Origin of the sequence: Streptomyces siamensis (assembly GCF_039543605.1) — a bacterium.
GTDB lineage: Bacteria > Actinomycetota > Actinomycetes > Streptomycetales > Streptomycetaceae > Streptomyces > Streptomyces siamensis.
Window position 1 is genome coordinate 1 of record NZ_BAABKB010000008.1, and the last position, 13999, is coordinate 13999.

Below are 13999 nucleotides of genomic sequence, written 5' to 3' on the forward strand. Positions count from 1 at the left end.
CGCAGCATGATCTGCTGCGGGCCCTTCGGCGTTTCGTACCTCTGCACGGGTGGCGTGCGTGGTAGCGCGCCCGCGGGCGTGCGCCACGCATCCGTGGCGCACGCCCGCGGGCACACGGCCCTTGCGGGCGCATGCCCGGGTACGTGTCGTGCGACTAGGCCTCGTCGCGGCGGAGCGACGGCTTCAGGTCCTTCAGCCGGCCCAGCAGGCCGTTCACGAACGAGGGCGAGTCGTCCGTGGAGAACTCCTTGGCCAGCTGCACCGCCTCGTCGAGCACCACGGCGTCCGGGGTCTCGTCGACCCAGATCAGCTCGTAGGCGCCGAGGCGGAGGATGTTGCGGTCGACGACCGGCATCCTGTCCAGCGTCCAGCCGACGGCGTACTGCGCGATGAGCTCGTCGATCCGCGACGCCTTCTCGGCGTAGCCCTCGACCAGCTCCATCGTGTACTCGCTCACCGGAGGCTGCCGGGTGTCGGTCCGGGAGTGCCGGATCCAGTCCGCGAGGACCGTCAGGACGTCCACGCCGCGCTGGTCGCCCTCGAAGAGGATCTGGAAGGCGCGCTTGCGTGCCGTGTTGCGGGCAGCCACGGTTAGCTGTTCACCCGGCCGAGGTAGTCGCTCGTGCGGGTGTCGACCTTGATCTTCTCGCCGGTGGTGATGAACAGCGGCACGTTGATCTGGTGGCCGGTCTCCAGGATGGCGGGCTTGGTGCCACCGGTGGAGCGGTCGCCCTGGACGCCCGGCTCGGTCTCCTGGATGACGAGCTCGACAGCGGCCGGCAGCTCGACGAAGAGCACCTCGCCCTCGTGCTGCGCGACGGTGGCGGTGAAGCCCTCGATCAGGAAGTTCGCGGCGTCACCGACGGCCTTCTTGTCGATGTGCAGCTGGTCGTAGGTCTCCATGTCCATGAAGACGAAGTACTCGCCGTCCATGTACGAGAACTGCATGTCGCGCTTGTCGACAGTGGCCGTCTCGACCTTGACACCGGCGTTGAACGTCTTGTCGACGACCTTGCCGGAGAGCACGTTCTTGAGCTTGGTGCGCACGAAGGCCGGGCCCTTGCCGGGCTTGACGTGCTGGAACTCGACGACGGACCAGAGCTGGCCGCCTTCGAGCTTGAGCACCATGCCGTTCTTGAGGTCGTTCGTGGAAGCCACGGTTGCGGAATCTCCTGGACTGACGTGGACGACCCCGGGACACGCGCACAGCTCGAAGCTAGAGCGCGAGCAGCTCCTTGGTCGTGATGGTGAGTAGCTCGGGTCCGCCGTCCGCCTCGGGGCGGACGACGAGCGTGTCATCGATCCGGACACCGCCCCGGCCCGGGAGGTGGACCCCCGGTTCGACGGTGACCGGCACACAAGCGTCCAGTTTACCCATGGCCGCGGGGGCCAGCTGCGGGTCCTCGTCGATTTCGAGCCCGACACCGTGCCCGGTCAGCGGAGGAAGTGCCTCCGCGTACCCCGCGGAGTCCAGTACCTGACGGGCGGCCCGGTCCACGTCACGGAAGGCGGCGCCGGGTGTCAGCGCTTCCCGTCCGGCTCGCTGGGCGGCAAAGACCAGGTCGTAGAGCTCGATCTGCCAGTCCGCCGGCGAGGTGCCGATGACGAAGGTGCGGCCGATCTCGCAGCGGTAGCCGCGGTAGGTCGCGCCGAGGCAGACGGAGAGGAAATCGCCCTCCTCGACACGCCGGTCGGTGGGCCGGTGGCCGCGGCGCCCGGAGTTCGGGCCGGTACCGACGGCGGTCGGGAAGGCCGGGCCGTCGGCACCGTGGTCGACGAGGCGGCGCTCCAGTTCCAGGGCGAGGTGCCGCTCCGTACGGCCGACGAGGATGGACTCCAGGAGCTCCCCCAGCGCCTGGTCGACGATCTCGGCGCCGATCCGCAGCGAGGAGATCTCCTCCTCGTCCTTGATCACCCGTAGCTGCTCGACCGCTCCGCCCAGGTCTCCGAGGCGCAGCTGCGGCGCCACGGAGAGGATGGCGCGGTGCCGTGCCACGGTCAGATGGTGCTCCTCGACGGCGACGGACTCGGCGCCCTGGGCCGCGGCGACGTCGGCGGCGGCGACGGCGGCATCACCGCCGGCGCGCGGCAGCACCCGTACGAGCAGGCTCTCGTCGGGGCGTCCTTCCCCGGCCTCGCCGCTCGGCGGACTGCCGCACAGCAGGAGGTCCTCGGCCACTCCGAGCAGGAGCACGGCACCGGCCGGGGCCGCGCCGGCGAGGTACCTCACATTGGCCGGGCGGGTGACGAGCGCCGTCTCGCTCCCGCCGGCCGCACAGCGCTCCCGGAGCCGCTCTCTGCGGGCCGCGTACACCTCTGGCATGAATTGAGCGTACGAGCGGTGGCCGGATGCCGCCGGTCCAGAGAGGCCGGACGGGTCCAGAAGGGCCGTTCCGGTGAGCCGGCGGGAGTGCGCAGGGACCGGCCGGCGGGAGTGCGCAGGGGCCGGACACCTCGCCGCCGCGGGCCTGGTGGGCGCGGCCGGCCGGGGCCCGCCGGAGCCGTCGCGGCGACTGTCCGGCACCGCCGTGGACGCGGGTCGCCGCCCGGCATCGGCGGGCCGGGGGTCTTCACGGCCCGGCCGCCGCGGCGGACCCGCACGGCTCACCCGGGGTGCGGGGAGGTGCGCGTCACCACTGCGGCGGGCTGGCGATCGATCGGGCGAGCACGTCGTCCAGGACGCGGGCCGTGGTCGGCACGTCGAGCTGGGAGTTGTCGATGATGGGCAGCCCGGAGCCGTACCACCCGGCCATGCGGCCGTGGATGCGGGCGACCTCCTCGTCGGACAGACGGCGGTTTCCGGAGCGCTCGGCATTGCGCTCCAGGACTATCTCCAGGCCGGGCAGCAGGACGACCGGCAACAGGCCGGGCCCCACGTGCCGCTTCCAGCCGCCGAGGCCGACGACCGGGCGGTCCGGGAAGACGGCGTCGTCCAGGATGCAGGAGATGCCGTTGGCCAGGAAGTTCCGTGCGGCGAAACCGCAGGTGCGGCGGGCGAGACGGTACTGCGCCTCCGAGCTGTCGTTCCACCCGGACTGCGGGTCGGCGAAGCCCGAGCGCACCCATTCGCGTACGTCGTCGAGGCTGATGTGCGCGGTGGGGACCCGGCGGTGGTCCGCCCAGTACTTGGCGACGCTGGTCTTGCCGGCGCCCGCGGGGCCGATGAGCAGGACCGCGAGCGTGGTGGCCGCGGGGTCGGGCGCTTCCGCGGCGGGCGACGGCGCGGGAACCGGCACCGGAGCACCGGGCGGCAGCTGCACATGCCCGGTGGTGTCCGGCGTCGGCGGGACCGGTGCGTGGTGCGCATGCTGCGGCGCGCCCTGGTGGGGCGGCTGCGCGTGAGCGTGGTGCGGGGGCGCGTGCTGCGGAACCGGGGCGGGCGGCACCCCGGGAGGCACGGGCGCTCCGGCGAAACCTGGGGCTGGTGCGGGACCCGGGTGTCCCGGGTGGTGTCCGGCCGACGACCAGCCGGCGGCCGGTCCGTGCCCCGGCTGGTGGGGCGGCGGCAGCGGAGCCCCCACTGCGTCCTGCATCCGGTGCCACTCCGTCTCGTTCTTCTCGGGCTCGGTTCACGTCCGGGCGCCGGAGCCGGTGTCGAAAGTCCGGCCGTGCGCGACCCCACGGGCCCTCGCACGCTCGTCCTCTCCGCACCGGCGCGACCCTTCGGCTCACTCGCCGCAGGCAATGCGCGCTGGCAGCGGGGCGCGAACCCCGCTTCGCTACCGAACGGTACCGTCCCCGGCCGTCGTTTGGTGAACGGCCGGGGTCGGCCCGAAGTGCCCGTGCCGCAAGGCGAATCGGACGGACGGTGCCTCGGAGGGACTTACTCGCCCACTTCGCCGTACGCGGCGAGCAGCACGGCGGGGTCCGGTCCCTCCATGACGGTGGGCTTGGCCAGCCCGTCGAGGACGATGAAGCGCAGCAGGTCGCCGCGGGACTTCTTGTCGACCTTCATGTTCTCCAGGAGCTTGGGCCACTGGTCGTAGCGGTAGCTCAGCGGGAGGCCGACGGACTCCAGGATGCTGCGGTGGCGGTCGGCGGTCGCGTCGTCCAGACGGCCCGCCAGGCGGCCGAGTTCGGCGGCGAAGTGCATGCCGACGGAGACGGCCGCGCCGTGCCGCCACTTGTAGCGCTCGTTCTTCTCGATGGCGTGCGCGAGCGTGTGCCCGTAGTTGAGGATCTCGCGCAGCCCCGACTCCTTGAGGTCTCCGGAGACGACCTCGGCCTTGACCTTGATGGAGCGTTCGATGAGCTCGGCGGTGTGCGGGCCCGCGGGGGTGCGCGCCGCCTGCGGGTCGGCCTCGATGAGCTCCAGGATCACCGGGTCGGCGATGAAGCCGGCCTTGATGATCTCCGCGAGCCCGGAGACGAAGTCGTTGACGGGCAGGGAGTCGAGCGCGGCCAGGTCGCACAGCACGCCGGCCGGCGGGTGGAAGGAGCCGACGAGGTTCTTGCCCTCGGCCGTGTTGATGCCGGTCTTGCCGCCCACCGCCGCGTCCACCATGCCGAGCACGGTGGTCGGAACGGCGATCCAGCGCACGCCGCGCAGCCAGGTCGCCGCGACGAAGCCCGCCAGGTCGGTGGTGGCGCCGCCGCCGACGCCGACGATGACGTCGGTGCGGGTGAAGCCGGACTGGCCGAGGGCCTTCCAGCAGTACGCGGCGACCTCCGCGGTCTTGGCCTCCTCCGCGTTGGGCACCTGGATGGCGACCGCTTCGAAGCCCTGCTCGGCCAGATCCGCGCGGAGCGCCTCACCGGTCTCGGCGAGCGCCTCGGGGTGGATGACCGCGACGCGCTTGGCACGGTCGCCGATCAGTGCGCCCAGTTCACCGAGGAGCTGACGTCCGACCAGGACCTCGTAGGGGTCGGTGCCCGCCGTGCCGCCGACCTGGATACGGGTCACTGCCTCGCTCATGCTTCCTTCAACTCCAGTGCGTCGAGGACCGCTTGGGCGACCTCTTCGGGGGTGCGGCCGTCGGTGGCCACGACGGCTCCGGCGACCTCGGTGTACAGGTGGCGGCGTGCGTCCATCAACTCGCGCCACTGGCGGCGCGGGTTGACGGCGAGCAGCGGCCGGGCGGTGTTGAGGCCGGTGCGCTTGACCGCCTCCTCGACGTCCATCGAGAGATAGACGACCAGGTGCGCGGCGAGCAGCGTGCGGGTGTCCTCGTCGAGGATCGCGCCGCCGCCGAGCGCGAGGACTCCCTCGTGCTCGGCGAGGGCCTTGTGCACGGCCTGCTTCTCGATCGCGCGGAAGGCCGGCTCGCCCTCGTCGACGAAGATGTCGGCGATGGTGCGGCCCTGCGCGGCCACGATGTCGTCGTCCGTGTCACGGTAGACGCAGCCGAGCCGCTCGGCGACGAGCGCGCCCACCGTGGACTTGCCGACGCCCATGGGCCCGACGAGGACAACGCGCGGGGCGGTCACCGGATGGCCAGGTTCTCAAGGTACGACTGCACGTTCCGGCGGGTCTCCGGGACGCTGTCGCCGCCGAACTTCTCGGCGACCGCGTCGGCCAGGACGAGCGCGACCATCGCCTCGGCGACGATGCCGGCGGCCGGGACCGCGCAGACGTCGGAGCGCTGGTGGTGGGCCTTGGCGGCCTCGCCGGTGGCGACGTCGATGGTGGCGAGCGCGCGGGGCACGGTGGCGATCGGCTTCATCGCGGCGCGGACGCGCAGCAGCTCGCCGGTGGTGAGACCGCCCTCGGTGCCGCCGGAGCGGCCGGAGCTGCGCCGGATGCCGTCCTCGGTGTGGACGATCTCGTCGTGGGCCTTCGAGCCGGGCACACGGGCGAGCTCGAAGCCGTCGCCGACCTCGACGCCCTTGATGGCCTGGATGCCCATGAGCGCGGCGGCGAGCCGGGCGTCGAGGCGTCGGTCCCAGTGGACGTGGGAACCGAGGCCGACGGGCACGCCGTACGCCAGGACCTCGACGACGCCGCCGAGGGTGTCGCCGTCCTTGTGGGCCTGGTCGATCTCCGCGACCATCGCCTTCGACGTGTCGGCGTCGAGGCAGCGCACCGGGTCGGCGTCGAGGCGCTCGACGTCCGAGGGCTTCGGGTAGACGCCGTAGGGGGCCTTCGCCTGGGCCAGCTCGACGACGTGCGAGACGATCTCGATCCCGGCCGTCTCCTTCAGGTACGAGCGGGCCACCGCGCCGAGTGCCACGCGGGCCGCGGTCTCGCGGGCGGAGGCGCGCTCCAGGATCGGCCGGGCCTCGTCGAAGCCGTACTTCTGCATGCCGGCGAGGTCGGCGTGACCGGGGCGCGGCCGGGTCAGCGGGGCGTTGCGGGCCAGTTCGGCGAGGACCTCGGGGTCGACCGGGTCGGCGGCCATGACCTGTTCCCACTTGGGCCACTCGGTGTTGCCGACCATGACGGCCACCGGCGAGCCGAGCGTGAGGCCGTGGCGCACGCCGCCCAGGAAGGTGACCTCGTCGCGCTCGAACTTCATGCGGGCACCGCGTCCATAGCCCAGGCGCCGCCGGGCGAGGTGGTCGGCCACCATCTCCGTGGTGATCGGCACGCCGGCGGGAAGGCCCTCCAGCGTGGCGACAAGTGCGGGACCGTGGGACTCCCCCGCGGTCAGCCAGCGCAACCTGCTCAACGGTGCTCCTCATGCTCGCGCCCTGGTACTGCTGCTGCGTACGCGCGTCCTCGCGTACGGCGACGGCGCGACCGGGTGCGCGGCCCTGGCCCGCCATCTCCGATCCTCCCACGTCCGGGGCTCGGATCCGGTCGCAGGTCCATCAGGCGGACGCACATCGTCACGTGGGCACGACCGGACGTCACCTGTGCGCGACCGATGAATTCCGGCCATATTCCGGGAAACCCGCGCCTTTTCTCCCGCATTCCCATGACGGAAAAGACGGTCAGATGCACGCGAAAGGATTCTCGACTCCGGCCCGGGAGGAGAATGAGGGTCGCTCGTCGAGGGCGGCGGTCCGCCGTACCGCGAGACCCTCCGGGCTTAGTCTGTGGGGCGTGAATGCGAGACGTTTCCTGAGATCGACCGGCGGCCAGTTCCTCCTCGCGACGCTGGCGATGCTGCTTCTCTTCCTGCTGGTCGGAGCCGGAGTCTCGTACCTGCTCAAAAGCGCCTTCGGGGGCGGCTGGTTCGTCTTCTGACCTGCGCGGCCGGGGTGTCGCCCATGGTGCGGGCGACACCCCGGCCGCCTGCCGTCAGTGCAGGGTGCCGTTCAGGGCGTCCTCCAGCACCTGCGCATAAGCGGTGGTGCCGAGATCATTGGGATGAATGGATCCACGACTGGGCATCGCGGCCTCCTGGAAATCTCCCGGACCGTTCGGACTCATCTGAATGGGATTGATGTAGTGGGGCCCGTCACAGAAGGCGTGGCCCTCGAACTTGTACTGCGGGTTCGTGTAGACGATCTTCGGGTCGCCGAAACTCGTCGCCGACTGCTTCATCACCGCGGCGAGTTTGTCCGCCCACGAGTTGAAGATCGCGACCTCACGGTCGTTGTACTCGACGGCGCACGCCGTGGGGCTGAACAGCCGGGGGTACCCCATGAGCACGATCTTGGCGTTCGGCGCCTGCGAGCGGATCTCGGTCAAGGTCTCCGAGACCCAGGGTCCGACGCTGTTGGCGATGAACTCCGGCTCGTACTCCGTGAGCGGCTTGGGGTCGCTCTTGTACGTGTATCCGCTGTCGGAGCAGTCCGTGGCCGCGCAGGCCGCCGCCAGGGGCGAGAACCGCGCGTCGTTGCCGCCGATGGAGATCGTGACCAGGGTCGTGTCCGCGCTGAGCACTCCGGAGCCCAACTGTGGGATCTCCCCGAACTCTCCGTCGTTCCCCCAGCCCCAGGGGGCCGTCTGGTCGTCGCGGCCCCCCGAGTACTTGCCGAGCGCGTTGTCCGTGTACGCGCCCGAGCAGGCGATGAACTGGTAGTCCAGGGTCGGGTCGTTCGCGTCGGCGAGCGCACCGATGGAGGACGAGCGGCCGGGCAGGACGGCCTTGCGGCTCCAGGCGTTGGCGCTGCGGTGACAGGCGTTCCACGTCCGCTTGCCGTAGTCCATGTCCGACTCGGGGGCGTACGACCCCGCGCCCTCACCGGACGAGAACGAGTCGCCCATCGCGACGACGAAGTCCGTCGGCTTCGCGGAGAGCGGCACGAACGCCACCGCGTCCCAGGCCACGTCGTCGTCGGCCGTGCCGTCGCCCGCGGCGTTGCTCAGCGAGACGCTCTGCGGCTTGGAACCGTTGACGAAGTGGTACGTGCCGAGTGGGTACCACTCGTTCTTCGACGTGACCTGGTTGATCGTGCGGTGCCGCGTCGTGCCGTCCCCGAGGGTGATGTCGTACCTGGCCTGTTGCGACTCGGATCCGGTGGACGGGAGGTGCACCATGACCCGTGCCCACTGGTCGAGCCGCTGGTTCAGCGTCCAGGTGCCGGTGACCTTCATCTGCGTGATCCGGTTGGCGCTGTTGCGGGTGTGCGCGAACCAGAAGTGGGCGCCGAAGCCGCCGCCGATCTGGTGGAAGTCCTCCTTGCCCTCGTACGTGGTGACGGTCCCCGGGGTGTCGGCGAAGTCCCAGGACATGGTTCCGGCGTTGCTCCAGGTCTTGGAGCAGTCGGTGCGCATGGTCGGCACCCCGGCGGCCACGTCGTCGACGATCCGGGCGCCCGACGGAAGTCCGCTCGTGGAGCAGTTGGGCTGGCCGCTGTTGCCGCGGCCGAGCTCGGCACGCAGCGTCTTGTAGGTGAGTGTCTCGTTGCCGCACTCAAGGGAACAGGTCGTCTTCCAGCTGGCGTTGGCGTGGTACCAGTACTGCTTGTAGCAGTCCTCCGTGGTGCACTGCGGCGGGTTGCCCGAGTCACAGCCGTTGCTGCCGTTGCAGAAGGTGTCCAGGGACGGCTTGACCCGCGTGCGGGCCCCGGCGTTGCCCCACCACGCCGCCTGGAAGCCGTGGGTGTTGCCGCTGTCCTGCACGCCCGCGTCGCTGTAGGAGCGGCCGGTGTCGATCGGGAAGGCGGCCCAGCCCATCACCTTCTCCGGGTAGGGCCACTTCTGCGGCTGCGCGGCGTCCGCGTAGTGGTTGTTGTCGAGGAAGGCGAACCGGTCGGCCGGGTACTTGGGGTTGGCCGGGTTGTTCAGCCAGCCGAGGCCCCATTTGCCGCTGGAGTCGGGCGTGTTGTAGCCGAGGTTGTAGTTCCAGGCGGCGGCGAACCAGTTCTCGATGTACTTGGGGTCGTCGTCGTTGATCTTGATCGTCTGGCCGTCGGTGTGCAGCTCGTTCCACTTGTTCGCGAGCGTCTGCGCGGCGACGGCGATGTTCGCGGCGTAGTCGAGCGCGATGGCTCGCTGCTGGTCCGCGGGGAGGGCGCCCGGCTTGCCGGGCTGCTGACGGGTGGCGACGCTCATGCCGTCGGTCTGCTGGCCGATGCCGTAACCGCAGTCGGCCTTGGCCCAGTCGATCGACCAGATCTTGGTCGGGTCGTAACCAGTGGTGCCCGGGTAGATGTTCGTGCCGTAGAAGTTGCCGATCAGCGCGTTGCCCGTCTGGCCCGGCAGCGCGTGGTACGACGCCTGCCACAGGTTGGACTCCTGCGCCAGGATGCCCAGCAGCACCTGCGCCGGAATCCGCGAACCCGAGGCGGCCCCCTTCAACGCGGGCACCGGGAACATCGTCGACGGCGAGACCGAGGAACCGAGGCCGTCGGCCGAACGCCAGCCGCCCTGGGTGATGTAGCCGCTGGTGAGGTTTCCGCGGATCGCCATGTCCACGGCCCACTCGACCTGGTTCGGGGTGGGCTGGAGGGCCTGCTGCGACTCGTCGTTGCGCGGGACGGAGCAGGTCCGCTCGGGGTCGGACGTCGTGTTGGACGAGGCCGCGGCGGTGGCGGCGAGGGCCTGCTTGCTGCTGCCGCCCGCGGTGGCGGTCCGCAGCGCGGGCGAGTGCTGCCCGGCCCCGGTGGTGGTGTCCGGCGGGACGGTGAAGTCCACCTTCTTGCCGGTGGCGGGCACCCGTGCCTCGACGGTGAACGGCAGCGGGCCGTCGTCACCGGTGGCCGCGAGCGGGCTGGTCACATGGGAGCGCAGGCCCTTGGAGACGGCCCGCTCGATGACCAGACGGCCGTGCGAGGAGACCTCCGTACCGGCGTCGGCCTCCAGTCGCCTTATTCCGCTGGGCAGTTGGGCGACGCCCTGCGGCTTCCCGGTGAGGAACAGCCGACCGCCGGTGCCGGCGGACAGCCCCACCTTGCCGAGGGTTCCGTGCGCGAGCTCCGTGACCTTGCCGCCCGCGGCCCGGCGGACCGCGACATCGTTGCCGCGCCGGTCGAGGAAGCCGACGCCGCCGTCCGCGTCGGGGTGCAGACGGAACGCGGGACCCGACGTCCGGCCGATCAGCTCGGTGGAACCGCTGCCCGTGATGCGGGTCAGCCTGTTGCCGAGGGCCGCGACCGTCGCGTCCCCGACCGGGATGGCGGACGTCGCCTCGCCGCGCACGGTGACCGTGCCGCTGACCTTGCCGGTGACGGTGTTCAGCCGCAGCAGCCGCGTCTTGCCGACCTCCTCGTCGGCGGACTGGGTCAGCACCGCCGTCTCGCCCGTGCCGCAGCCCGGGTTGAAGTAGGCGAGCGAGACCTGCTGCGGCAGCTTGGTCACCTTGTGGGTGCGGAGGTCGACCACCGCGGCGAAGGCGCCGCGGTCGAACAGCGCGGGAGTGTTGGTGAAGGTCCGCGGCGCGTAGGCCACCACGGCCCGCTTGCCGGAGCCCGTGACGCACACGTTGCCGATCCACGCGTCCGCGTCGAACCCGTCCTCCCGCAGCGTGGCCGCCTCCTGCCACCGGTAGGCGTCGGCGCTGTCCGCGACCAGGACGTGCAGTCCGCGCGCGTCGCCGGCCACGGTGACGGCCCGGTCGTCCGACGTCCGCCAGCCCTTCGGCAGCGTACGGTCCGGATCGGCGACCTTGGACGGACCCGACGGATCAGCCTCCGCCCCGGCCGTCCGGGCGGCCGTGTTCGGCGCCTTGCCCACCGAGGCCCCGCCGTCGCCCGGCGCCTGGGGTGCGGCGAGGGCGTACGCCGAGGGCAGCATGCCCACGGTCAGGGCCGACGTCAGTACGACGGCCCATCTCTTTCTTGCCGTTCGGAGTTTCACCTGTCAGCCGTCCTGCTCCCTGTCGGCCCGCGGGTCACGCGGGAAACGGATGGTCCATGCAACATCCGCTGGGAACAGTAGGAGGCCGTCGCGGTGACGGTTCTGCGATCACGGGCACTGGCGCAATGCCGCCAGCCGGTGCGCGCGTTCGGGAAAACCCCGGAGAGGTCGACAACCCTTCAGGTCAAGACACCTGGCGGGCGGCAAGCGCGTGCTCGCCCGCCTTGCGCATCGCGTCGAGCGGAGCGGGCGACCGCCCGGTCATCTGCTCCACCTGAAGGACCGCCTGGTGCAGCAGCAGGTCGAGTCCGCTGACCACGGCCCCGCCGTAGCCGGACCAGCGCGCCGCGAGGTCCGTGGGCCACGGGTCGTAGAGCACGTCGAAGAGGGTCGCGGGCCGTTCCGGGACCGCGGCGGCCAGTGCGTCGGTGGTCCCGGCCGGAGTCGTGGCGATCACCAGCGGCGCGCGCAGCGCCTGCTCGGCGTCCGCCCAGTCCGCGGTCCGCACCTCGACGTCGAGCCGCTCGCCCCACTGCCGCATCTGAGCGGCGCGTCCCTCGCTGCGGACATAGGCGACGACCTCACCGGTGCAGATCCGGGCGAGCGCGGCCAGTGCGGAGGACGCGGTGGCGCCCGCGCCGAGGACGGCGGCGGAGTCCACCTCCTCGATGCCCCGCTCGCGCAGGGCCGCGACCATGCCGGGGATGTCCGTGTTGTCGCCGACGCTGCGCCCGTCCCCGGTGAACACCACCGTGTTGACGGCCTCGACGGAGGCCGCCGTCTCGCTGATCTCGTCGAGCAGCGGCATGACGGCCCGCTTGAGCGGCATGGTCAGCGACAGCCCGGCCCACTCCGGGCCGAGCTCCGCGAAGAACCCGGGCAACGCCTCCTCGTCGACCTCGAAGCGGTCGTACGACCAGTCGCCGAGCCCCAGTTCCGTGTACGCGGCCCGGTGGAGCACCGGGGACAGCGAGTGCGCGATGGGGGAACCGAGGACGGCGGCCCGACGGGCGTCAGTTCTTGCCCGAGCTGTCATTGAACTTTTCCTTGAGCTTCTGGAAGTCGGCGTAGGTCTTGGCGAACTCGGTGTTGCTCTGGCCGTCCGTCGCCACGAAGTAGATCCAGCCGTCGTCCGTCGGGTTGAGCGCGGCCCGCAGCGCCTCGTCACCCGGGTTTCCGATCGGACCGGGCGGCAGCCCCTTGCGCGTGTACGTGTTGTACGGGTCCTGGTTGCTGTTGATCTCCGACTCGCTGATGTCGATGTTGCTCTGCTTCTTCAGGTAGTTGAAGGTCGAGTCGAACTGCAGCAGCTGGTTGGTCTCGGTGTTGGTCGGCTTGAGGCGGTTGTAGACGACTTCGGCCATCTTGCGGAAGTCGTCGTGCGTCTTGCCCTCCGCCTGGACCAGGCTCGCGACCGTGACGAGCTGGTACGGACTCTCCAGGCCGAGACTCTTGGCCTTCCCCTTGAGGTCGAGCTCGTTGTACCTCTGGTTGGCCTGGGCGACCATCTTCTTCAGGACGTCCTCGGGCTTCATGCCCTTGGCGGCCGGATAGGTGGCCGGGTAGAGGAACCCTTCCAGCGGGTCCTTGACGTCCTTGCCGGCCTTCGCCCAGTCCGGCAGACCGAGATTCTTGTACTGCTTCTGGGCCACCTTGCCGGTGGTACCGCCAGGGAGGGCGAGCTTCTTGTCGATGGCCTCGTAGACCGCGGAGTTCCGCTGCCCCTCGGCGATGGTCAGGTTGTTCTGACTCTTGGGGTCGAGCATCCATTTCACGGCGCTCGCGGCGGACATCTCTTTCTTCATGGTGTACGCGCCGGCCTGGATGGAGCCCGATTCGGAGTTCTGGGTGAACGCCGACACGAACGCGTCGACGCTCTTGACGACGCCGGCGTCCCGCATGAGGCGCCCGATCTCCGCGCCGCCCGCACCCTTGGGCACCTGGACGTTCACGCTCTCGCCGGTGCCTTCTCCCGCATAGTCCGGCGCCGGGCCAAAACGATTCTGGTAGAACTGGTACCCGTAATATCCGACTCCGCCGAGTCCTCCTCCGAAGACCAGTACGACAACGAGGCAGGCGCAGCCGCTGCGACGTTTCTTCCCCTTGCTCCCGCCCTTGCCACGGCGGTCGCCGCGGCCCCGGCGGCCCTGCGGGTCGTCGTCGAAGTCGTCGTCGTCATCGTCTCCGCCACCGGCGAAGAAGGCGTGTTCTCCCTGGTCGGGACCGGGGTCCCAGTCCGTCTGCGGCTCGGGTTCGGCGCGTCGGCGGGCCGGGGGCTCCGGCGGCGGATAGGCGTCCGGAGTGTTGTAGTAGTCGGGCTGCCCACCGCTGTACTGGCCGCCGTACGGGTCGGCCGGATCGGCGGCGTACGGGACCTGGGTGTGCGACCCGGTGTTCCAGCTGCCGTCGTTGTACTGCTGCTGCCCCTGACCGGCGTACTGCTGCTGACCGTGGTCGACGTACTGCTGACCCTGGCCCACGTACTGCTGGTCCGGGTACTGCTGGTCCGAGTACTGCTGCTGGCCCTGGCCGGAGAACTGCTGCTGGCCCTGGTGCGGATACTGCTGCTGACCCTGGCCGTACGCGTCCTGCTGACCTGTGCCCCAGCCGCCGTACTGCGCGTGCTGCTGCGGCTCCTGCGGGTAGTGCTGTGGCTGGCCGCCGTAGGGGGACTGGCCGTCGGCGGCCTGTCCTCCCCATCCGCCGTCCCCGTACAACGGGTCCTCCGGATGCCACGGTTCGGAGCCTGCGCCCCGGCCATACTCAGTCATCGATCCCCTACGAGCCGCGAGACGGCGGCTGCTGGTGCGGTGAGCCCGGCTCCCGTCCGCCTCTTTGCTGTGCGGCGGCTGTTCGAAGACCACCGCATCG

At 70.7% G+C, this 13999-nt stretch carries 11 protein-coding genes; 1 reads left to right on the forward strand and 10 read right to left on the reverse strand.

Translation table 11 applies throughout. The annotated features are described in order from the left end of the window. Positions 1-154: 154 nt before the first annotated feature. The 7 genes from nusB to aroC all read right to left on the reverse strand — a co-directional run bounded on the left by nusB (position 155) and on the right by aroC (position 6608). Entirely contained in the window at positions 155-589 is a 435-nt protein-coding gene (nusB, locus tag ABEB03_RS14090) for a transcription antitermination factor NusB (RefSeq protein ID WP_345647315.1), read from the reverse strand. A gap of 2 nt (positions 590-591) precedes the next feature. Then, positions 592-1158 carry an elongation factor P gene (gene efp, locus ABEB03_RS14095; protein WP_345647318.1) on the reverse strand — a complete coding sequence of 189 codons (567 nt, stop codon included), beginning with the start codon at positions 1156-1158 and terminating at the stop codon, positions 592-594. A 58-nt stretch (positions 1159-1216) separates the two neighbouring features. Further along, positions 1217-2323, reverse strand: a complete 1107-nt coding sequence (locus tag ABEB03_RS14100; protein WP_345647321.1) for an aminopeptidase P family protein — start codon at positions 2321-2323, stop codon at positions 1217-1219. Between the two features lie 307 nt (positions 2324-2630). Continuing rightward, positions 2631-3533, reverse strand: coding sequence for a Pro-rich N-terminal domain-containing protein (locus ABEB03_RS14105; protein WP_345647324.1), 903 nt, complete (start codon positions 3531-3533; stop codon positions 2631-2633). A 290-nt stretch (positions 3534-3823) separates the two neighbouring features. After that, complete coding sequence (gene aroB / locus ABEB03_RS14110; RefSeq protein ID WP_345647327.1) at positions 3824-4915, reverse strand: 3-dehydroquinate synthase; 1092 nt, start codon at positions 4913-4915, stop codon at positions 3824-3826. Continuing rightward, on the reverse strand, positions 4912-5427 hold the full coding sequence (locus ABEB03_RS14115; RefSeq protein ID WP_095933035.1) for a shikimate kinase: 516 nt from the start codon (positions 5425-5427) through the stop codon (positions 4912-4914). Before ABEB03_RS14115 ends, aroB begins: the two co-directional genes overlap by 4 nt. After that, on the reverse strand, positions 5424-6608 hold the full coding sequence (gene aroC, locus ABEB03_RS14120; RefSeq protein ID WP_095933036.1) for a chorismate synthase: 1185 nt from the start codon (positions 6606-6608) through the stop codon (positions 5424-5426). The genes ABEB03_RS14115 and aroC overlap by 4 nt, the downstream gene beginning before the upstream one ends. Before the next feature lie 377 nt (positions 6609-6985). On the opposite strand from aroC, the gene ABEB03_RS14125 reads away from it, so the two are divergent. Continuing rightward, positions 6986-7129: a hypothetical protein gene (locus ABEB03_RS14125; protein WP_345647335.1), complete on the forward strand. Its 144-nt coding sequence runs from the start codon at positions 6986-6988 to the stop codon at positions 7127-7129. Between the two features lie 54 nt (positions 7130-7183). On the opposite strand, the gene ABEB03_RS14130 is transcribed toward ABEB03_RS14125, so the two are convergent. The 3 genes from ABEB03_RS14130 to mltG form a co-directional block, all read right to left on the reverse strand. Continuing rightward, complete coding sequence (locus tag ABEB03_RS14130) at positions 7184-11128, reverse strand: golvesin C-terminal-like domain-containing protein (protein WP_345647339.1); 3945 nt, start codon at positions 11126-11128, stop codon at positions 7184-7186. Between the two features lie 184 nt (positions 11129-11312). Next, entirely contained in the window at positions 11313-12164 is an 852-nt protein-coding gene (locus tag ABEB03_RS14135; RefSeq protein WP_345647342.1) for a shikimate dehydrogenase, read from the reverse strand. After that, the gene (gene mltG, locus ABEB03_RS14140) at positions 12142-13899 is read right to left on the reverse strand and encodes an endolytic transglycosylase MltG (RefSeq protein ID WP_345647345.1); all 1758 of its coding nucleotides are present in this window, start codon (positions 13897-13899) and stop codon (positions 12142-12144) included. Before mltG ends, ABEB03_RS14135 begins: the two co-directional genes overlap by 23 nt. Positions 13900-13999 lie beyond the last annotated feature (100 nt).